Below are 20,766 nucleotides of genomic sequence, written 5' to 3' on the forward strand. Positions count from 1 at the left end.
AAGAAGGACTTTCCCGCACAATCATTCCGGCGCAAAAAACTCAAGGCGCCAGCGTCATCACTGAAAAAGTATCGGCATGAAACAGCGGATCGGGCTTGGGCTCACTCTTGCCCAGCGCGGGTTGAGTAAAGTTCATCGCCGGCAGGTAGACCTTTTTGCTCAACGGATCGAAGGCCATGTTGTACGCCATCGGTTGCGTGCTGACGCTGCCTCGAAGGGCGTAATGGTCAGCGTCGAATTGATCGACAACGCTCAGGTTGGCATCGACACCACTGGGAATCAGTAACCGGCGATTATCCGCGTCATAGGCCAAGGCATTCACATCACGGGTAATCGGCAGACTGGCCTTGATGGCGCCGCTCACCCGATCAGCAACAATCAGCTGCGGCGTGTCGCCTCGACAAGCCACAAACAAACGCTGGCGCTCAGTGTCCTGCGCCAAGGCGCTGGGGCGTGGGCAACCAGCAAATTGCCAGGTATCGAGGATCTCGAAGGTGCTGGTCGAAAACCGCGCCACTTTGCCTTCATCGCGCATGGGCAAAAAGAAACTGCCATCGCCCTTGAGCAACAGCGGATCGATCTTCTTGACGTCTAGCTCATGGGCGGCGGTGATACGTTCCTGTTTGGGATCGAACACGAACAACGTCGAGCGATTGGCACGCCGACCGCTGACGATAATCACCTGCCCGCTTTGAGGGTCGTACACCGGCTTTGCGCGACGGGAATCCTTTTCAGCAGCCGCAGTGTGGATAACTCGATCACCCCCAGACTGCCGTCGGTGTTGAGCACGAACAAGCGGTTCAACGGCGCAACGAACACCACACCGTTGGCCCCCTCGGTGCCTTCTACGGTTTTCAATAGACGCTGTTTATCCACATCGAACACGCTCAGGCCGTTCTCCCGACGCGCGAGAAACAGATACGGTCGCGCGGGATCGAGCGCGGCGAACCCCCAGCTGTCCCCCGACCCCGGCAACATCACCTGCTGCTCGCGGTGATACAGCCGGGCATCCTGCGGCGCGGCGGCCAGTGCCGCATTGCTCAAAGCAAACGCCAGAAACAACAGGCTCATGCGCTTCATCAAAACTCCAGGGTGCTGGACAACGACACCTGCCGCGAATCACCCATCGACACAAAGAACCGGCTGACAGCCGAGGTGTAGTAAGTGCGGTCGAAGAGGTTCTTCACGTTGAGCTGGAACTTGACCTTCTGACCTTCGACCCGGGTGTCGTAGGTGGCAAAGGCATCGGCCACGGTGTAGCCCGGCAGGTCGAAATCATTCGCCGCGTTACCGGCCCGCTCGCCGACATAACGCGCGCCTGCACCCACCCGCAACTGGTCACCGCCAACGATCGTGCCGAAGTCATAGACCGCTGACAGCGAGCCGCTGTTTTTCGCCACGTTTTGCAGACGTTTACCCTTGTAGTCCGGGTCTTCGGTGACTTCGGCATCGGTGTAGGCATAGCTGCCGATCATGCTCCAGCGATCACTCAACTGACCGCTCATGTCCAGTTCCAGACCTCGGGAGCGCACTTCCCCGGCGGTGCTGTAAATCGTCGTCAAACCTTCGGAGTTGGCCACCAGCACGTTGCGTTTCTTGATGTCGAACAGCGCGATGTTGCCGGTCACACGGCCCGCTATGTCGAGCTTGGCACCCAGCTCCCAGGACTTGGCCTCTTCTGGCGCGATGCTGCCATCGAGCACCACCGCGCTGCCGCTCAACGGTGCGATGGTCGAGTTGGGCTTGAACGACTCGGTGTAGCTGCCGTAGAACGACAACTCATCGGTGTAGCGGTACACCAGGCCTGCACGCGGCACCCATTTCTGCCCGTTGCCGTCGGTGTTGGCCTTGAATGGTCGACCTTTGCCGGCGAACTGGTCGTACTCCTGCAAGCGCGCACCGCCCACCAGAATCCACTGGTCGGTGAGGTGAATCGAGTCCTGCATGAACAACGAATCGCTGCGCAGCAAATCGGTCTGGGCACTGTCGGCCGGGCTGACAGTGCTGCCTTCGACTTCACGACCATAGACCGGGTTGACGTAGCTGAAGGTTGTCTGACTCTTCTGGCGGATCAGGTCGGAACGATAAATTTTGCGGTATTCATCGTCCAGGCCAAACACCAGGTCATGCTGCATGCCGGCCACATCGACCTTGCCATCGAGGCTGGCGGTGGCGAAGCGATCGGTACTGATGGCGCCCCGGGTGCCATCCATGCTGCGGGTCAGCGTGCCTTTTTTAGTGTCGATGGCGGTGATCCGGACCTGACTGGCGTCGTAGGTTTCACGGTTCCAGCTGTAGCCGAAGTGGGCTTTCCAGTTGTCGTTCAGGTCGTGGTCGGCTTCGAAGTGATACAGGTCCGAGCGCCCTTCCATATTGTTGAACGGTTCGTCCAGACGCCGGCCACGGGGAATGTCCAGCGGGTGATTGGTGTTGGGATCGATGGCGGTGCCACGGTCGAACGGCGAGAGGAATTCGCGGTGTTCATAGGCGAACAACAGTTTGGTGCTTTCACCGAACCAGGCCAGGGACGGCGCGATCAGGGACTCGCGGTGGGTGCCGAAATTGCGCCAGTAATCTTCGTCTTCATGGTCCAGGACCATCCGGTAAGCCAGCCCCGAATCTCCCAGCGCACCCGTGCTGTCGAGGCTGCCACCGCTGCCGTTCTTACCGGAGCCATAGGTCGAACCGCGTAGGGTCAATGCGTTGTATTGCTCAAGCTCGGGCTTCTTGCTGACCATGTTCACCACACCGCCCGGGTCCTGAATGCCATAGAGCAGCGAAGCCGGCCCTTTGAGCACTTCGACGCGATCCACCGAGGCGTTCAAGCCTCGGCCCTGCACGACTGGCATACCGTCACGCATGATCGAACCGTTGCGGTTGTCGCCAAAACCGCGGGTCATCACCGAGTCTTGAGTACTGCCCAGCGTGTTGCCCTGAGTGATGCCGCTGACGTTCGCCAGCGCGTCATCCAGATTGCGTGGCGCCTGATCGCGAATGACCTGGGCCGGGATCACGTTGACGGTCTGTGGAATTTCTTGCAGCAACGCCTGGGAGCGCATCACCGAACTGGTGGGCGGCGGCTGATAGCTCATCGGTTGCTGTTCGGACGAGGTGATGGTGGTCGCGCCCAGATTCAACGTGCCTTCAGTAGGCAGCGGTTCGAGAGCCAGGGTGTGGGCGTCGGTTTGGCGGAAGGTGAACCCGGAATGGCTCAACAAGCGCTGCATGGCCTGCACGGCACTCAGCTGACCGCTGACGGCCGGCGCCTGGAGGCCATAGGGCGCTTCATCGGTGTAGACCACACTGATGCCCGTGACCCGGCTGAAGTCGCTCAGCGCCTGGGGCAGCGGTTTGGCCGCGATCGCGAAGTTGAACAGTGCACTGTGTTGCGCACCGACGGTATCCGCGGCCAACGCCACACTTAGCGGCAACAGGGCCAAACCCGAAACAGCCAGCGCAGATGCACCGAGCCATTGTTTTACCGAACCGCTTGCCGCCGACCTTGCCCTGGACTTCATGCTCATGACCTGTGTGTAGAACGCTACGGATGCGAATGAATCGCACTTTCAAGCACTACACGGATGTCGCCCGGGTTTACCTCACGAAAAATGTGAAAATATTTTCAGGTCCGAGATTGGAGATTGTGGAGATCGTTCCCACGCACCGCGTGGGAACGATTTTCTGCCAGGAGGCTTCAACGCAAAATAATCAGACGCCCCAACACACTGTGCTGCTCAAAGCCCAAAACGCCTTGCAGGGAATTCAACACCAGCTGCGCATCCTTGCTGGGAAAGCTGCCACTGACCCGGCGGGCAGCCAGTTCATCATTGAGCAGAACAATCCGCCCCGGGTAATAGCGCCTCAGGTCTTTGACCACGTCGGCCAGCGGTGCCTTGTAGTAATTCAGCCAGCCCTGGCGCCAGGCAAGCTGCGCTTCGCTGTCGACCGAATGCAAACTGCCGGCAGCGCCCGAGGCATAGACCACTTGCTGACCGGCGCCGAGCACCTGTTGTGCGGCGTCTTTGCTCGCGCTGACGCCCACCCGCCCGGACAGTACCGTCACCTGCGCGCCCGTCGATTGCAGCCGCACTTCGAACTGGGTGCCGAGCACTCGCGCCTCACCACCGTTGGCTTCAACGACGAACGGTTCGCCGGTATGGGTCACGCTGAAAAACCCGGCGCCGCGACGCAGCTGGATATGCCGCTTTCCCCGGCTGAAATCAACGGCGATGGCGCTGTCGGCATCCAGGGTGACTTGCGATTGATCGGCAAGGGTGACGGTACGCACTTCGCCAGGCGCCGAGACATAATCCGCGCCCAAATCATCGATCCAGCGCGAGGGCTGCCAACCGGCGCCCAGGGAAATCATCAACAACAAACAGGCGGCCATCGCCAACGCGCCAGACCAGCGTCGCAGCGAAGTGCGCCCGGAACGGTTCATGGCGTTGAGATAACCCTGCAAGGCAAAGGCCTCTTCCTGTGCCAGCTTGCTCGCTGGCGCTTCACTCAACTCCCAGACCACCTGAGCCTGGGCATAAGCCTCGACATGGGCTGGATCGGCCTGCAACCAGCGCCTGAACGTAGCCTGATCGCCACTGCTCGGCTGGTCATGCAACAGGCTCAGCCAGGCCAGCGCGGCCTGTTCCTGGGCGGGCGTCGGGGTGACGCTTGCGGTGTTCATCACGGTGCTTTCCCTGGCGTACGTGGTGTCGAGGGCTCCCGCAGGCTTGCCTTGCAAGCATCGAGGGCGCGCATCATATGTTTTTCGACGGTGCTTTGAGACAGCCCCATGGCCTTGGCAATCTCAGCGTACTTGCGGCCGTGAATGCGGTTGAGCAGAAAGATCTGCCGCGTGCGCTCCGGCAAACTGCGTAACGCCGCTTCGACGTGGCGCAGGTCATTGCTGGCTTCCAGCGCCGCTTGCGGTTCGGTGCCTTGATTGTCCTGTTGCTCCGGCAGCCAACCTTCGTTGACCCGCCCCCGCGCACCTTCGCTGCGTAAATGATCGATGGCGATGTTGCCGGCACAGCGCAATAAATAGGTACTGAGCTCTTCAACCTGCACCAGGGGCCGACGCCAGAAACGCAGGAACAAGTCCTGCACCAGATCCGCCGCGGTCGCCCGGCAACCTACCCGGCGACTGACCAGCGCTTCCATCTGCGGGCGCTGCGATAGAAACACCTGCAGGAAATGCGCGCGGCCGCCCAACGCTTCAGCGCTGTCGGCGTCCTGGGATTCGGGGGGCGTAGTGATCATTGATAGCTGGCTCAACTAGTGCTGCGCAATGGTCTCAAGCAGCCGCACTAGTTCGTGGTTCAACAAAACGCCAATATTAATGATAAATATTCTCATACGCAAAAGACATCGACGAGGCAGCCACAAATGCGCAAGCGCAGACCTGTCAGTCAGTAGAACAACCGCGGCTCCGGCGCCGCCAACAGACTGGCCAGCTTGGTCAGGGCAAAGCCCAATTCGTCGCGAGTGGGAGTCATCAGGGCAATCCGCACACCACGGGTCGACGCCGTGCGTTGCGCCAGGAACTGGCTGCCACTGACCACAGTCACGCCATTGGCCCGCGCCAGATTGGCGAACTCGTCGCTGGTCCAGGGCTCCGGCAACTCAAGCCAGATATGGAAACTGTTGGTCTGACTGCGAATGTCATAAGCGCCCAGAATTTCCAGCGCCATTTTCTGCCGCACCGCAGCTTCATCCTGCTGCACTTTCACCAGACCTGCGCCCATGCCGCTGTTGATCAGGTTGCTCGCCAGTTGCGCCATCAACGGCGACGGCATCCAGACACTGCTGCGCACCATCGAAGACAACCGCGACAAGGTCTCCGCAGGCGCATAGAGGTAACCGATACGCAGCGCCGGCAAGATGCTTTTGGACAGGCTGGTCAGGTAGATGGAGCGCTCGGGGGCGTAAGCCGATAGCGGCTTGTGGACGTTACGGGTTTCGAGAAAACCATAGATGTCGTCGTCGACGATGAACACGTCGAACTCACGGGCGATCTGCGCAATCTGCGCCCGTCGCTCATCCGGCATGATCGAGTTGGTCGGGTTCTGGTGGGTCGTTACGCAGATCAACAAGGCCGGCCGGTGCTCGGCACACAGGGCGCGAAACGACTCCGGCACCAGTCCGAATTCGTCAACCCGAACACCTTTCAAACGACGGCCAAGGCTATGGGCCAGGGAGATGATGCCGGGATAGCAATACTCTTCGCAGAGAATGACGTCATCACTGGTCGACAGGCTGCTGATGGCGACCAACAAACCATGTTGCGCGCCAGCGGTCAGCACGATCTGCTGCCAGTTGGCGTCCGGCAAGCTGCGTTGCACCCAGGCGGCACCGGCCTCTTTGTGAACGGCATGACCACCATCAGTGGTGTAATCGAGGATGCGCCCCAGGTCCGGCGACTGCGCCAGTTCGACGATCGAGCCGCGTAACCAGTCGGTCATTCCGGCATCGTTGGGTTTGATGATCGAAAGATCGATCTGCCCGGTCACGGCCTTGCTCCCGGGACTCTTCAGCACGCGCGGCTCTGCACTCGAGACTTTCTTGTGCAGCACGAACGTACCGCGCCCCACCTCGCCAATCACCAACCCGCGCTTGCCCGCTTCATCGTAGGCGCGGCCGATGGTGCCCGGCGTGACTTTCAGGATTTCAGCCAGTTCTTTGAGGGTTGGGAGCCGATCGCCTGGCTCGAGTCTGGAGGCGACGATGTCGCGCTCGATGGCGTCGGCGATCATCAGATAGACCGGTTGTGCTTGGCCGCTGTATTGAGGAACCCACATAGGGACAACACCAGAAATTGCATGAACGCGAAAGCCTAACATGAAAAATTCAATAAGAGTAATCGCACCACAATCGAATCAATATTCACCTATTAATACGATTACACCCCTAGAAAAACATCTGTTGAAAAATGCCTGAAAGCGGGCGCGCCCATGAGTGGACTCACTGCTACTGATCCCGCATCACGGCCTGATATTCAGGCGCAAGTCGTTTAGCGATGCCCAATAAAATCTTCGCCTGAGCGCTCAGAGCGCTGGAATTCAAAAATAAAATTCCGTCGGAAAAATCCCTTTTTAATCATCACGTTAAACATCATTTTGCGATGCTGCGGTAGATCGCCCCAAAGAAATAAATTGAATCGATTTAATTTTTGTAATTACAATTATTACATCGACTCAATCAAGAGGCGCATTCCATGCACCCCGTGAGTCGATACGAACACCCGGCCGCGCTCCGACAGACGCCACCGGCAAAATCATAATGTCGTGCACGCCTGCCAGCGTCGCACGAAATCTAACGGCACCAAGCATCGGAACATGGGGTTTCACTGGAAATGGAAAGCGCAAATTTAAAGCTCGCCGCCGAGGCTGTCACCAAGCTGGAAATCAGATTGCCATGGGTCATTTCCAGCGCATGGCAGGCCGTACTGAACCACACGCCGCTCGACTTCGAAGCCAACAAGGACATCTACTTTCAGCTCAAGGAACAGGCCCAGGATGTTCTCGGCTCATCACTGACCCAGCAAATCCGCTCATTCGTCGAAGACCAACAGCTGAGCTCGCTGATCATCAGGAACTGCCCCCGAGACCGCGATATTCCGCCGACGCCTTACTCAGGCGTGCTCAGCCCGAAAAGCACACCAGTGGCTTGCCTGGTGAGCCTGTCGATGCACAGCCTGCTGGGCATCAACCCGGTGGTGTACGAAGGCGAGAACGATGGACGACTGTTCCGTCACGTGATTCCGGCACGCGCCTCGGGCACCCAGAAAAGCTCCCATGGTTCGAAGCTGCGCTTCTCTTATCACGTGGACAATCCTGACCTTCCACTCTCTGCGGAAAACGTCGACGCGGTGTCCTGCTGCCCGGAATACCTGTCGTTCTTCGGCATGCGTTGCGACCCGCGGATCAACACCACACTGGTCAACGTCGACGATCTCGTTGCAGCCCTGCCGACGCAAACCGTCCACGCACTGACGTTGCCGCAGTTCGAGATCAGACGTCCCGATTCCTTCGCCAGCAATCGCCGCACCACGGCCAACTTGCCGGTACTGGTGCGTGGCTCGTCCGGTGAATGGCTGTGCCGCTTCGACTGCGAAAACACCTATGCCATGAACACCCAGGCGCAATGCGCGCTCAATGCCCTGAAAACCCTGGTGGAATCGCGGCAATTCGATGAGCCACATCTGCTCCTGCCGGGCGACTTCATGATCTTTAAAAATCAGCGTGTGCTGCATGCCCGCGATGGTTTCGAACCGCAGAACGACGGCGCCGATCGCTGGTTGATGCGCCTGTTCGCCGTCAACGATTTGAACCGGGTGCGCTTCACCCGCGCCGATCATCTGTACGAAGTCCTTTCTTGATTTTTCAACTCACACTCGTCAGGTATCACCATGGAATTGCTGGGATCTTTTTGGGCTGAACACTGGATATTTGCGATCCTGATGCTGGGATCTATCGCCTTTGTTGCAGGCTTTGTCGACAGCATCGCCGGTGGTGGCGGGTTGTTTCTGGTGCCGGGTTTCCTGTTGGTCGGGTTGCCGCCTCAGGTCGCGCTCGGTCAGGAAAAGCTGGTCAGCACCCTGGGTACGATCGCCGCCATCAGAAACTTTCTGGCCAACAGCAAAATGGTCTGGAAAGTGGCACTGGTCGGGGTACCGTTTTCGCTGTTGGGTGCCTACCTCGGGGCGCACCTGATCATTTCAATCTCTCAGGAAACCGTGGGAAAAATCATCCTCGCGCTGATTCCGATCGGCATCCTGATTTTCCTGACCCCCAAAGATCGCCCCGTCGAAGAACACACCCTGAGCAATCGGGTGCTCTACACCGTGGTCCCGCTGACCTGCCTGGTGATCGGTTTCTACGACGGCTTCTTTGGGCCAGGCACCGGCAGCATGTTCATCATCGCCTTTCATTACCTGCTGAAGATGGATCTGGTATCGAGCTCCGCCAATTCCAAAACCTTCAACTTCGCCTCGAATATCGGTGCACTGGTGGCTTTCGTCATGGCCGGCAAAGTCGTCTATCTGCTGGCACTGCCACTGGTGCTGTGCAACATCCTGGGTAATCACGTGGGCAGTGCCCTGGCGATCCGCAAGGGTAACGAGGTGGTGCGCCAAGTGCTGGTGCTGTCGATGCTCTGTCTGTTCGCCAGCCTTGGCGTGAAGTACCTGGCCTGATTTTTTTCAACGGGAGAACACCATGAAAACCGCATTTGTAACCGGCGCATCCGCCGGGTTCGGCAAAGCCATCTGCCGTAAACTGATTGCTGACGGTTATTGCGTCATTGGTGGCGCACGCCGCACTGACAAGCTGGCGGAACTTGAGCAGGAATTGGGAGAGAACTTCATTCCCCTGACCCTGGATGTCACGGATCCGGCATCGCTGGATGCAGCCATCGAAACCATTCGTGATTCGTCTTTGCAGATTGATGTATTGGTGAACAATGCCGGTCTGGCTCTGGGCATCGAACGGGCACAGAACGCCGACGCACAGAACTGGGAGCGGATGATCGCAACCAACATCACCGGGTTGACGATGGTCACGCACAAGATTCTACCCGCCATGGTCGAAGCCAATACCGGCCTGATCATCAACATCGGCTCAATTGCCGGTACTTACCCCTACCCCGGCGGCAACGTGTATGGCGCCAGCAAAGCCTTCGTCAAGCAGTTCAGCCTGAACCTGCGGGCAGACCTTGCGGGGACAAAAGTGCGCGTGACCAATATCGAACCGGGGCTTTGCTCGGGGACGGATTTCTCCGTGGTGCGCCTGGATGGCAACCTGGAAGCGGTCGCGGCACTGTACAAGGACGTCGACGCCATCCTGCCGCAGGATTTGGCCAATACCGTGGCATGGATTGCCCAGCAACCGGAACACATGAACATCAACTCCATCGAAATCATGCCCGTCGCCCAAACCTATTCGGCCTTGAGCATCGCACGCAATCTTTGAGGTTTTTGCATCGGCGTTGATCGTCCCCACGCTCTGCGTGGGAATGCCTCACTGGACGCTCTGCGTCCACTTTGGCTGTGACGCGGAGCGTCACGGGCTGCATTCCCACGCGGAGCGTGGGAACGATCAAGAGTCAGGCACCAATTGCCAAAAACAAAACGGGCCTGCGATCGCAGGCCCGTTTTCATTGGGGTGGTAAAGGTATGTCAGGCGTCAGCTATTGAGCGCGGCCTGTTCATTTTCCAGAAACTCTTCTTCAAGCAGCGCATCTGCATGAGCGCCAGTCTGGATTGGCGTCACGGTGGCGCGTTTACCGCGCAGTTTGCCGAACAGATGCTCCAGCGCGTGCTCAAGCTTGGTGGCTGCACCTTCGATCGCCTGGTCCAGCGTATCGGCTTTATGGGTGACCGAAATCGGTTGATGGCCTTTTGGCCGCGCTTCAAGCTGGCAGCGCATATCGTGGGGACCCGGTTTGTCGCCGTTCTCGTCCCGCAGGTGAACCTCGACCCGTGTCAGGTCTTCTTCATAACGTTCGAGCGTGCTCTCAATGGTAGTACGTACCCACTCCTCCAGTCGGATGCTGCTTTGAATATGGTTATCGCTATTGACTTGGATTTGCATAGTTCATCCCTTATTTCAGCTAGCTCGCGAGAGGTTCCCCGGCAACGCCTTGAGGCGTGATGACCGTGACCTCTTGCTTACAGAGTCGGGCTGCGCGCAGAACAATTCAACCCCTAAAAAAAGATAAATTTTCATTCACAAAAAAAGCCGGACAACACGCAAAAGCGCTGTTAATGTCGGGAGTTGGGTCGCCTCGGCTCTCCCTCCCCATTTTTCACAATTGCCCCTCGCCTAACGGGTGCATGCTGCGAAAAATCCCCGCCTCCTCTACCAGCCAGTCATGCACCGCCCGCCGGCGCCGCTGGAATCATCCCCGCAGTGCTGCATTACTACATGAAGTTCAATCCCGAAGCCTGCGATGACGATGTCAGAGCGTTCTTCCTCGGCGCGGCAGCGGTGGGGATTCTGTGCAAGAAAAACGCCTCGATTTCCGGTGCTGAAGTCGGCTGTCAGGTGAAATCGGTTCTGCCTGTGCGATGGCCGCGGCCGGACTCGCCGATGTCCTCGGCGTCCCCCCGGAGCAACTGGAAAACGCCGCCGAAATTGGTCTGCAACACAACCTGGGGCTGACCTGCGACCCGGTCGGCGGGCTGGTTCAAGTGCCGTGCATCGAGCGCAATGCAATTGCCGCGGTGAAGGCGATCAACGCCACCCAAATGGCCCTGCGCGGCGATGGCAAACACTTCATTTCCCTGGACCGGGTGATCCGCACCATGCGCGATACCGGCGCCGACATGCATGACAAATACAAAGAAACTTCACGGGGCGGCCTGGCGGTGAGCTGGGTGGAATGCTGACGAGCACTCCTTAACCGTCCTTTTTCCGTGAGCCCCAGTAAAAACAATAATTAGGCGATACTGATGACCGATGTATGCGATTCGCCGGGTGCCGGCGCTGCACCAGTACTCCGGGCAGCTGTCGAACCTGTTCGTGGTCGTGATCGGTTTGGTGGCGCTTTCGGCGATCATCTTCTCGTTCATGCCCTGAAACGGGCAGTGTTTTGAAAGGCGGGCCCGTGAGCCCGCCTTTTTATTGCCGGTCTATTGTCTGACGATTTTCCCGGCATGCCCTTTGCTTTGTCGGTCAGGAGGAAAATGGACTTATGAAACCTCAGCGAACGGCCTGCCGATGGTCTGGAAGTACGAACCAATCCCGATCACGACCGGTCAATGACTGCAAGATCCAATCACGCGGTGACGCATTATGGACAATCCTTTTCAGATCATTACCGATGCCTTTGCCCCGCATTATCAGGTCAATCTGAGCATTCAAGGGCTCGACGGCAGCATCATGCTGACCCTTTCCAACGCTGGCCGTGTGGTGGCCAAACGCATGATCAGCATCGAGCAACGCAACGACCCGCAGCGCCTGAAACGACTGGTGCAAAGTATTCAGTTCGGCATTGCCATCGAACAGGGCCACAGCGCCATGGCAATTCTCGAGGCGATGACCGACAGCGACAACCTCAAACTTCCATCTCCTCCACGCAAGAGCTGGCCGGGCGGTCAGCCCCCTCTGGCAATGCGGAATTAACGCTCGCCCTCCTCGATTTCCGAATGTTCGCTGGAACCCGCACCGGCTTTGCGCTGCGGGTTTGCAATCTTCACCGAGGGGAACTGCGACGAGGCGTAGCGCACCACCAGAATCGAAAATGCCAGCAGCAGAATCCCGCCGCACAGATAAATAATGCCAACGTCTGGCGGATTGTGGTGGGAGACATTGGAAATCAGCAGGCGGGTCAGCGCGGTGATCGCCACGTAGATCAGGAAGCGCACTGGCATGTGGTTGGTCTTGAAGTAAATCCCGACCATCGCCCCCAGTTCGAGGTAGATGAACAGCAGCAGAATGTCATCGATCTTGATGTGACCCGCCTCGATCATCTGCAAGAATTCTATCACCGCCGCCCAGGCCGTCACCGCACCAATGGCGAACAGCGCCAGGTAGTGGAACGTTTCGACGAACAGATTGCCCAGCGACTCGGCCAGCTGATGGACATTTTGGCGAAGGTTCTCGGCCCAATTGATTTTCACGATGGTATTTCCTTAGGTCGGTTCGACCAGATCATGCGGGTTTGACGTGACGGTTTCTCTGCATGCAGAAAAAAGGCCAGAGCCTGAGAAGTGAGATGGTGACGGGGTAATATGAGGCACTTTTCTGCGGCACCTGTACCGGCGCCATATCGCGGGCAAGCCTCGCTCCTACATGAACGCAGTACCTGCAGGAGCGAGGCTTGCCCGCGAATGAGGCACCTCGGTTTACCTGACAAACCCAAAATCCCGGCTACATTAAAAAGCCACTACCCAAAGCGCAGGGATTCGCTTATCCTTTTAGCTGTATAAAAATACAGTAGTCGCCAAGACAACTATCGTAAAGGCATGTGAGGTGGTGAATGGCCGTCGAAGTGGTATACCGCAGCAGCCGAGATCTGGAGCGCTTGTTCATGGATAAAGCCGAAGCTGACCGTCATGACAAAATGCTCGAACTGGCTGAGTTGCTGGCTGAAGTGTTGCAAAAAGCGGTTCCGTCGCTGACCGAACAGCAAGTGGAAGAAGCCGGGATCTACATGGCGAAAAACCGCGATGTGTTCGCCAGGGCATTCAAGAGCCAACCGGATGCACTGTCCGAGTTGCTCAACGTGCCGGCTGAAGTAACTGAATCGGTTGAAGTGGTTGAAGTGGTTGAAGTGGTTGAAGTGGTTGAAACAACTGAAGCGACTGAAGCGACTAAAGCAGCTGAACCCGTTAAGCCCGCGAAAACCGCCAAGTCCGCCAAGTAAGCAACGCCCGAATTGAATAGGCCCTGAGTCAAATGGCTCAGGGCCTTTTTCATGGGCGAATGAAAAGTCTAATCCTCAGGCTTTTCCAGAGCCTCGACCAACGCCTTGAAGAAGCGCGCCGCTTCGCCTCCCGTGACTGCCCGGTGATCGAAGGTCAATGACAGCGGTAGCACCGGATGCACCGCCACCTTGCCGTTCACCGCCACCGGTTCGTCGCGAATCCCGCCGGCAGCGAGGATTGCCACTTGCGGCGGCACCACCACCGGGTTGGCATAACGTCCGAACAAGGTGCCGAAATTGGACAGCGTCAGGGTCGCGCCCATCATCTCCTTGGGCGGTATCGAGCGAGCCTGCACGTCCGCTCGCAAACGACTCATGCCCTCTTTCAGGTCTGCCGATTTACGATTGCCCACGTCACGCAGCACCGGCACGAACAAGCCGTCCGGTGTGTCCACGGCGATCCCCAGGTCGAGTGTTTCGTGCTGCTTGATCGACAGCGACTTGCCATCGAACGCACTGTTGAGCACTGGCTCCACCGCACAAGCGGCGGCCATGGCCTTGGCCAGACGAATCAACGGATCCCTGGCGTGCCCCCAGCGATGCAAATCGGCATCACCGAAGATTGTCACCGGCACCACTTCAGCGTGGGACCTGGCCATGTTCAACGCCATGCTGCGACGTACGCCACGCAGCTTATCGCCGCCGAATTTTTCGCGCTCGGTCTGGGACGCGTTCTCGACATCGCTGCGGGTGATCAAGCCATCAGCGCCGGAACCGCTCAGCGCACTCAAGTCGACGCCCAGTTGCCGTGCCAGTTGCCGCACCGCCGGGGTGGCGCGAGTAGCCATGTGTTCACGGGTCGAGGGCGCGGCACCGACGAAAAACTGATCGTCCTGGCTGTTGCCGCCGCCTTCGAGGCGCCCGACCACGGTGCCCGCATCCGCTTCGCCTTCATAGCCAAGCAAGGGCTCGCCAACATGCAGGATGTCGCCTTCGCCGCCGTAGGTTTTTGCCACCACACCGTCATAGGGCGCGGGGATATCCACCAGGGCCTTGGCGGTTTCCACCGAGACCAGCAGTTGATCGGCTTTCACCGTATCGCCGACCTTGACGTGCCACTCGACAATCTCCGCTTCCTGCAGACCTTCGCCCAGATCGGGCAGTTTGAAATATTTCATCGCTCCCTCCTCGGGCTCAGGCGAAATTCAGCGCGGTATCGCAGGCGTAAAGGATGTCCTCGACGCTGGGGATATACAGGTGTTCGAGCCGGTACAGCGGTGGCGGAATATCCGGCGCGGTGACTCGCTGGATCGGTGCCTGCAATTGCAGCAATACCCGCTCGTAGAGGCTCGCAGCGATTTCCGCACCAACGCCACAGGAGCGTGGTGCTTCATGGACGATCACGCAGCGACCGGTCTTGCGTACCGAGGCTTCAAGGGTGTCGAGGTCCAAAGGTTTGACGCAGGCGACATCGATTACCTCCGCCGAAACGCCCTGCTCGGCCAGCGCGGTGGCGGCCTGCAAGGTTTCCATGACGCTGGCGCCCCAACTGATCAAGGTGATGTCGTTGCCTTCGCGCAGGGTGAAGCAGGTATCCAGCGGCAGGCGTTTGCCGTCATCGACCAGCGGTTGCGGGTTCATGCGATAGAGCCGGGTTGGCTCGAGAAACACCACCGGATCGGGATCATCGATGGCCGCCAGCAGCAAGCCATAGGCTCTTGCCGGCGACGATGGAATCACCACCCGTAGCCCCGGAATATGCGCAAGCAATGCTTCGGTACTTTCGCTGTGATGCTCCGGCGCACGAATTCCGGCGCCCATCGGCGAGCGCATTACCATCGGGCAAGTGATCCGCCCACGCGTGCGGTTGCGCATGCGGCTGGCGTGGGACACCAGGTGCTCCATGGTGGCGTAGATAAAACCCATGAACTGGATTTCCACCACCGGCTTCAAGCCTTGAGCGGCCATGCCCACCACAAGTCCACCGAGCATGGTTTCCGCCAGTGGCGAGTCGATGACCCGTTTGAAGCCGAAGCTGTCCCGCAATCCTTGGGTGGCACGAAACACACCGCCGTTCACGCCGACGTCTTCGCCGAGGACGATGACATTTTCGTCTTCGCTCATGGCCCGGTGCATGGCCAGGTTCACGGCTTCAAGGAGGCTGACTTTTTCGTTACTCATGAGCCGAACCTCCCGCGCGCCGCGCAATCCTTTCGAGAAACCATTCGCGCTGTTCCGCCAAGGCCGCCGGCCACTGTGCATAGACGTATCGCATCACCGCTTCCGGCGCTTGATTGCCAGCCGCATCGAAGTTATCCACAGCACGCTGCACCAGACCCTGGCATTCGGCGATCAGCGCCTGCTCGCGACCTTCATCCCAGACACCCTGCCCGGCCATGAAGGTTTGCAGGCGTTTGATCGGTTCTTCAAGCCAGGCTTGCTTGACCTCATCGGCCGGGCGGTAACGCGTGGCGTCGTCCGCGGTGGTGTGGTCGCCGAGACGATAACTCAGGCATTCCAGCAGTACCGGGCCTTTGCCGTGACGCGCCCGTTCGAGGGCGATTTGCATGCGCTCATACACCGCGAGCATGTCATTGCCGTCGACCTGCTCGCCGTGGAACCCGGCGCCAATCGCCTTCTGCGCCAGAGTCGGCGCGCCGCACTGAATCCGCCGCGGTACCGAGATCGCCCATTGGTTGTTGTTGACCACGAACACCACCGGCAACTGCCAGGCTCCGGCCACGTTGAGGGCTTCGAGGAAATCACCTTTACTGGTGGCGCCGTCGCCACAGGTGGTCACCACCACCCGATGCTCGCCACGGATCTTGAATGCACTGGCGACGCCACAGGCATGCAGCGCCTGGGTCGCGATCGGCACACAGATGGGGAAATCCTGGGCCACCGCAGGTTCGGCAAAGTCACTGCCGCGCTCGTCGCCCCCCCAATACAGGAGAATTTCTTCCATGCGTACCCCGCGCATCAATTGCACGGCGGTGTCGCGGTAATAGGGCACCAGCACATCTTCGGGGCGCATCAGGCTGCCAATCGCGACGCCGATCGCCTCCTGGCCCAAGGTCGGCGCGTAAGTCCCAATGCGCCCGGTGCGTTGCAGAGCGACGGCTTTCTGATCGAACAGGCGCGTCAACACCATCTGCCGGTAGAGGCGCGTCAGCAGGTTGAAATCATCCGCCCAGGCAGGAAGCTCACCAAGCAGTTTGCCGTCGGGAGATAAATAGCGGGTATAGGGAAGGTCGACCTTATTGGGCATGGCACCGCTCCTTACACGCCGGATAAGCGTGATGCTGTTGAGCCCGGTGCTTGTGGCGCGGGCCTTTCGAGCAAGTCGGCCGTCGTGGGGTCTTTGCTCTCTCCTATCGGTATAGCAGGCGCTCCGCCAACTCGTCAGCCACCCGCGCCGGGGAGCGTTTTTCGGCCTGGGCGTGGGCGAAGACTTCGGTCAGCCGTGCGCCGATTTTCGAGAGGTGAGCGGTAATGGTCGTCAGCTCTTCGCCACGATGTTTCAGCGCAACGTAAATCAACCCGCCGGAATTGATCACGTAATCCGGTGCATACAGAATCCCGCGATTTTCCAGTTGATCGGCGACTAGCAGGTTGGTCAGCTGATTGTGCGCGGAACCGGCTACCGCCGCGCAGCGCAATTGGGCGACGCTGTGGCTGTTGAGCACACCACCCAGACCGCAAGGCGCGAGAATGTCGCACGGGGTGCTGAGCAGCGCTTCATTGGCAATTGGATGAGCCCCCAATAGCTCCATGGCCAACTGTACTTTGCCGGGGTCAATGTCGCTGACCAGCAATTCGGCACCTGCGGCGTGCAATTGCTCGGCGAGTGCAAAGCCGACATTACCCAAACCTTGAATGGCAATACGCAAACCTTCAAGGTTATCGCTGCCCAAACGGGCCATGGCAGTGGTGCGGATTCCGGCGAACACGCCCATGGCGGTGTGCGGCGAAGGATCGCCCGCAGCGGTGGTGCTGGTGACATGCTGGGTCTGTTGGGCAATGCAATCCATGTCGGCAACCGAGGTACCACTGTCGATGGCGGTGATGTAGCGACCATCAAGCTGTTCGATGCAGCGGCCGAAAGATTCAAACAAGGCGGCACGACTTTCGACATGAGGCGGGCGAACGATCACCGCTACGCCGCCGCCTTGAGGCAGACCGGCCAATGCAGCCTTGTAACTCATTCCCTGGGCCAGACGCACAGCGTCGACCACTGCGCTTTCGTCGTCGGGGTAGGCAAGGTAACGACAACCGCCCAGGGCTGGTCCCAAGCGACTGCAATGAATGGCAATCACCGCCTTCAACCCGGTCTTTGGGTCGACGCTCAGGTGCAGCGATTCAAGGCGAGTGCTTTGCATGAGAGCAAACATCATCGGGCTCCCGAATAAAGCTTATGTCGCCAGTATAGGCTTCCGGTAAAAGATTGCTGAAGCACACGGGAATAAGCCGAGGCTGTTTGCAGGCTTTCAGACATAACCTGCAACGTCATGCGCACGGCACTGGACGAAAGCCGGCGACGGGGCTAAAACGAGGCATTCACCGGAGATTTTGATGACCCCCCGCCAAGCTTTTTTCGCCTGTCTGCAACGCTCTCCACCGGCGCTCTTTGAAGCGGCACTGTGGATCGCTGTCGAGCACGATCCGGCGGTAGAGCCAGAGGTGCTGTTGCACAATTTCATAGAGCTGCAGCAACGGGTCAGCTCCGGTTTGCCGATGTTGCCGGTGACTGAGCTCGGGCAGCCCTTGTTGCGCCGTATGAATGACCTGCACTTTGCGCAGGATGATTCCACCCCGCTGCGACCCCAGGCTGCACTGCTCGATAAAGTACTGGAACGCAGACGCGGACAACCGCTGGCGCTGGGGTTGGTTGCCCTGGAGCTGGCCAGGCGTCTGGAAATCCCCCTGGTCGGCGTCAACTTCCCGGGGCATTTCCTGCTGCGAGTGCCTGGTACTGACCATCTGCTCGACCCGTGCGGCGGGCGACGGCTATATCCCAATGATTGCCGTGAGCTGCTGCAACGCCAATATGGTCCGAACATGAAGCTTGGCGCAGAGCATTTACTCACCGCCGAGCCGATTCACATGTTGCAGCGCCTGTCGCGCAACCTGCGCCAGTTACACCTCGCCAACAACGACAACCTCGGCGCACTGATCGACGCCGAACGTGTGCTGGAGCTGGGTAACGCCAGCGCAGCCGATTACCTGGCCCGCGCCAGCCTGTATCAACGTCTGGATTGCCCAAATGCCGAGCGCTTCGATCTTGAGCATGCGTTGCTGCTCAGTGAAGACCCGATACAGCGGTTGCGACTGACCGAGCGGTTGGGGCATTTACCGCCTAATTCGATTGTGCATTGAGTCTGAATTGACGGACGCAGAGCGTCCATGGCGGCATTCCCACGCAGAGCGTGGGAACGATCATCAACCCTCACACTACGGTGTATCGGGTTGCTGCGCCGGATGCGCCTTGAGAAACGCCGGATGCTGAGCAGCCAACGCGGCCACCCGACGAATCCGTGGATAGCCCTCAAGGGAAATGTTGAACCGTTCGGCCGCATACACCTGCGGGATCAGGTAGACATCCGCCAACCCCGGCTCGCCGCCAAAGCAGTAACCTTCGTTGCCGATCAAGTGTTCGACCGTCGTCAGCCCTTGGGTGATCCAGTGACTGATCCACTGCACCACCTGAACCTCGTCATGGCCCCATTGGCGCAGCAGGTTGAGCACGCTGACGTTGTGCAACGGATGAATGTCGCAACCGATCAACGCTGCCACCCCACGCTCGTGCGCGCGGGTGGCCAGATCTTTGGACAGCAACGGCACCTGTGGATAACGTTCCTCGAGGTACTCGATGATCGCCGGTGACTGAATCAGCAAGTCGCCTTCATCGGTGCGCAAGGCCGGTACGCGGCCCTGCGGGTTGACACTCAGGTACGCCGGCTGCCGATGTTCGCCACCTTGGGCGGCGATCAGGTTGATCGGCAGCGCCTGGTAATCCAGCCCCTTGAGCGCCAGCGCGATGCGCACCCGATAGGACGAGGTTGAGCGATAGTAGGTATAGAGTTCCATGGCTAGAACCTCTTAACGTGCCGGCAGGATTTTGCCGCGGCATTCGCCGAAACCGATGGAGGCAACACCGTCAGCACTGCAGCGAGCACGCAGGATGATTTCGTCGCCGTCTTCGAGGAATTTACGCACTTCGCCCGACGCCAGTTCGATCGGCTTTTTGCCGCCCTCGGTGATTTCCAGCAGGCTGCCGAACTGACCATTCTCTGGCCCCGACAGGGTGCCCGAACCGAACAGATCGCCGGCCTGCAGCTGGCAGCCGTTGACGCTGTGGTGCGCAACCATCTGCGCCACGGTCCAGTACATGTGTTTAGTGTTGCTCAAAGTCAGGCGATGGGCCGGCAGGTTCTGTTCGCGCATCGACTCGGTCAGCAACAGCACTTCCAGTTCGATATCGAAGGCACCGGTGGCCTGATCACGCTTGTCGAGCAGATACGGCAGCGGCTGTGGATCGCCCTCCGGACGGGCCGGTTGGGCACGACGGAATGGCTCCAGGGCTTCGGCCGTCACCACCCACGGCGAGATGCTGGTGATGAAGCTTTTGGACAGGAATGGACCCAGCGGCTGGTACTCCCACGCTTGGATATCCCGCGCCGACCAGTCGTTGAGCAGGCAGAAACCGGCGATGTGCTCCGCAGCATCGCCAATGGCAATCGAGTCGCCCATGGCGTTGCCCTGACCGATCCAGATACCCAGTTCAAGCTCATAGTCCAGGCGCGCACATGGGCCGAAAGTCGGCTCGGTCTGACCGGCCGGCAGGGTCTGGCCTTTCGGCCGACGCACGTCGGTGCCGGACGGGCGAATGGTCGATGCGCGGCCATGGTAGCCGATCGGTACATATTTATAGTTCGGCAGCAGCGGGTTGTCGGGACGGAACAGCTTGCCGACGTTTTGTGCGTGCTCGATGCCGACATAGAAGTCGGTGTAATCATTGATCTTCGCTGGCAAGTGCATTTGGCAGTTCGCAGCCAGTGGCAGCAACTTCGCGCCTTGGGCTTCGATCTTGCCGTGCAGGGTGCTGCCTTCGGCGAACAGTTCCAGCAGACGTTCGCGCAAAGCGAGGCGAGCACTGCGGCCCAGCTCGAAGAACGCGTTCAACTGGCCACCGCGGGTAGTTTCGATCGCCGTGCATGCTGCGCCGTCAAACAGACCGGCCTCCAGCGCCGCTTCCAGATCAAAGATGTGCTCACCGATCGCCACGCCGCTGCGGGGTGCAGAACCGTTGATGCTGAACACACCCAACGGCAGGTTTTGCAGCGGGAAATCGGCGTGGCCGTTGGCGGAGGCAACCCAGCTACGAGTGATGGTTGGCTGATTCAT

The 20,766-nt window shown here is 59.1% G+C and carries 19 protein-coding genes and 3 pseudogenes; 8 read left to right on the forward strand and 14 right to left on the reverse strand.

Annotated features, from left to right (window positions below; translation table 11 throughout):
* Positions 1–40: 40 nt before the first annotated feature.
* The 6 genes from AC07UI_RS25690 to AC07UI_RS25715 all read right to left on the reverse strand — a co-directional run bounded on the left by AC07UI_RS25690 (position 41) and on the right by AC07UI_RS25715 (position 6,794).
* A complete protein-coding gene (locus AC07UI_RS25690) occupies positions 41–706 on the reverse strand; it encodes a YncE family protein (protein ID WP_494995124.1) in 666 nt (221 codons plus the stop codon).
* Positions 679–1,080 carry a YncE family protein gene (locus AC07UI_RS25695; RefSeq protein WP_494995125.1) on the reverse strand — a complete coding sequence of 134 codons (402 nt, stop codon included), beginning with the start codon at positions 1,078–1,080 and terminating at the stop codon, positions 679–681. The genes AC07UI_RS25690 and AC07UI_RS25695 overlap by 28 nt, the downstream gene beginning before the upstream one ends.
* Positions 1,080–3,518 (reverse strand): TonB-dependent siderophore receptor, encoded by a 2,439-nt coding sequence (locus AC07UI_RS25700; protein WP_494995126.1) that lies wholly within the window; start codon positions 3,516–3,518, stop codon positions 1,080–1,082. Before AC07UI_RS25700 ends, AC07UI_RS25695 begins: the two co-directional genes overlap by 1 nt.
* A gap of 176 nt (positions 3,519–3,694) precedes the next feature.
* The gene (locus AC07UI_RS25705; RefSeq protein ID WP_494995127.1) at positions 3,695–4,681 is read right to left on the reverse strand and encodes a FecR family protein; all 987 of its coding nucleotides are present in this window, start codon (positions 4,679–4,681) and stop codon (positions 3,695–3,697) included.
* Positions 4,681–5,256 (reverse strand): RNA polymerase sigma factor, encoded by a 576-nt coding sequence (locus AC07UI_RS25710; protein ID WP_494995128.1) that lies wholly within the window; start codon positions 5,254–5,256, stop codon positions 4,681–4,683. The genes AC07UI_RS25705 and AC07UI_RS25710 overlap by 1 nt, the downstream gene beginning before the upstream one ends.
* A 149-nt stretch (positions 5,257–5,405) precedes the next feature.
* Entirely contained in the window at positions 5,406–6,794 is a 1,389-nt protein-coding gene (locus tag AC07UI_RS25715) for an aminotransferase-like domain-containing protein (protein WP_494995129.1), read from the reverse strand.
* Between the two features lie 554 nt (positions 6,795–7,348).
* Here AC07UI_RS25715 and AC07UI_RS25720 point away from each other — a divergent pair.
* Genes AC07UI_RS25720 through AC07UI_RS25730 form a run of 3 tightly spaced genes read left to right on the forward strand, consistent with a single transcriptional unit; the run spans position 7,349 to position 9,965 of the window.
* Positions 7,349–8,374 carry a TauD/TfdA family dioxygenase gene (locus tag AC07UI_RS25720; protein WP_494995130.1) on the forward strand — a complete coding sequence of 342 codons (1,026 nt, stop codon included), beginning with the start codon at positions 7,349–7,351 and terminating at the stop codon, positions 8,372–8,374.
* Between the two features lie 30 nt (positions 8,375–8,404).
* Positions 8,405–9,190, forward strand: coding sequence for a sulfite exporter TauE/SafE family protein (locus tag AC07UI_RS25725; protein ID WP_494995131.1), 786 nt, complete (start codon positions 8,405–8,407; stop codon positions 9,188–9,190).
* A 22-nt stretch (positions 9,191–9,212) separates the two neighbouring features.
* Positions 9,213–9,965: an SDR family NAD(P)-dependent oxidoreductase gene (locus tag AC07UI_RS25730; RefSeq protein ID WP_494995132.1), complete on the forward strand. Its 753-nt coding sequence runs from the start codon at positions 9,213–9,215 to the stop codon at positions 9,963–9,965.
* A gap of 213 nt (positions 9,966–10,178) precedes the next feature.
* Here AC07UI_RS25730 and AC07UI_RS25735 read toward each other — a convergent pair whose 3' ends face one another.
* Complete coding sequence (locus AC07UI_RS25735; protein ID WP_494995133.1) at positions 10,179–10,586, reverse strand: HPF/RaiA family ribosome-associated protein; 408 nt, start codon at positions 10,584–10,586, stop codon at positions 10,179–10,181.
* Between the two features lie 282 nt (positions 10,587–10,868).
* Here AC07UI_RS25735 and AC07UI_RS25740 point away from each other — a divergent pair.
* The 3 genes and pseudogenes from AC07UI_RS25740 to AC07UI_RS25750 all read left to right on the forward strand — a co-directional run.
* Positions 10,869–11,383: pseudogene (locus tag AC07UI_RS25740) on the forward strand (L-serine ammonia-lyase, iron-sulfur-dependent, subunit alpha); the annotation flags it as partial.
* Positions 11,384–11,450: 67 nt separating this feature from the next.
* Positions 11,451–11,573, forward strand: a pseudogene (locus AC07UI_RS25745) (HAAAP family serine/threonine permease); the annotation flags it as partial.
* 216 nt (positions 11,574–11,789) lie between these two features.
* A complete protein-coding gene (locus AC07UI_RS25750) occupies positions 11,790–12,119 on the forward strand; it encodes a DUF3509 domain-containing protein (RefSeq protein WP_494995134.1) in 330 nt (109 codons plus the stop codon).
* Here AC07UI_RS25750 and AC07UI_RS25755 read toward each other — a convergent pair.
* Positions 12,116–12,616 (reverse strand): phosphate-starvation-inducible protein PsiE, encoded by a 501-nt coding sequence (locus AC07UI_RS25755; RefSeq protein WP_494995135.1) that lies wholly within the window; start codon positions 12,614–12,616, stop codon positions 12,116–12,118. The genes AC07UI_RS25750 and AC07UI_RS25755 overlap by 4 nt on opposite strands.
* Before the next feature lie 359 nt (positions 12,617–12,975).
* On the opposite strand from AC07UI_RS25755, the pseudogene AC07UI_RS25760 reads away from it, so the two are divergent.
* Positions 12,976–13,215, forward strand: a pseudogene (locus tag AC07UI_RS25760) (YebG family protein); the annotation flags it as partial.
* 215 nt (positions 13,216–13,430) lie between these two features.
* On the opposite strand, the gene AC07UI_RS25765 reads toward AC07UI_RS25760, so the two are convergent.
* The 4 genes from AC07UI_RS25765 to AC07UI_RS25780 form a co-directional block, all read right to left on the reverse strand.
* Positions 13,431–14,540, reverse strand: a complete 1,110-nt coding sequence (locus AC07UI_RS25765) for a dihydrolipoamide acetyltransferase family protein (RefSeq protein ID WP_494995136.1) — start codon at positions 14,538–14,540, stop codon at positions 13,431–13,433.
* 16 nt (positions 14,541–14,556) lie between these two features.
* Positions 14,557–15,543: an alpha-ketoacid dehydrogenase subunit beta gene (locus AC07UI_RS25770; protein WP_494995137.1), complete on the reverse strand. Its 987-nt coding sequence runs from the start codon at positions 15,541–15,543 to the stop codon at positions 14,557–14,559.
* Positions 15,536–16,630, reverse strand: a complete 1,095-nt coding sequence (gene pdhA, locus AC07UI_RS25775; RefSeq protein ID WP_494995138.1) for a pyruvate dehydrogenase (acetyl-transferring) E1 component subunit alpha — start codon at positions 16,628–16,630, stop codon at positions 15,536–15,538. Before pdhA ends, AC07UI_RS25770 begins: the two co-directional genes overlap by 8 nt.
* A 103-nt stretch (positions 16,631–16,733) precedes the next feature.
* Positions 16,734–17,753 (reverse strand): Leu/Phe/Val dehydrogenase, encoded by a 1,020-nt coding sequence (locus AC07UI_RS25780; RefSeq protein ID WP_494995139.1) that lies wholly within the window; start codon positions 17,751–17,753, stop codon positions 16,734–16,736.
* Positions 17,754–17,934: 181 nt separating this feature from the next.
* On the opposite strand from AC07UI_RS25780, the gene AC07UI_RS25785 reads away from it, so the two are divergent.
* Positions 17,935–18,738: a SirB1 family protein gene (locus AC07UI_RS25785; protein WP_494995140.1), complete on the forward strand. Its 804-nt coding sequence runs from the start codon at positions 17,935–17,937 to the stop codon at positions 18,736–18,738.
* A 75-nt stretch (positions 18,739–18,813) separates the two neighbouring features.
* On the opposite strand, the gene maiA is transcribed toward AC07UI_RS25785, so the two are convergent.
* Positions 18,814–19,449, reverse strand: coding sequence for a maleylacetoacetate isomerase (gene maiA / locus AC07UI_RS25790; RefSeq protein ID WP_494995141.1), 636 nt, complete (start codon positions 19,447–19,449; stop codon positions 18,814–18,816).
* Between the two features lie 12 nt (positions 19,450–19,461).
* Positions 19,462–20,766, reverse strand: a complete 1,305-nt coding sequence (gene fahA, locus AC07UI_RS25795; protein ID WP_494995142.1) for a fumarylacetoacetase — start codon at positions 20,764–20,766, stop codon at positions 19,462–19,464.

This window comes from Pseudomonas sp. GW821-FHT04C07 (assembly GCF_059420325.1).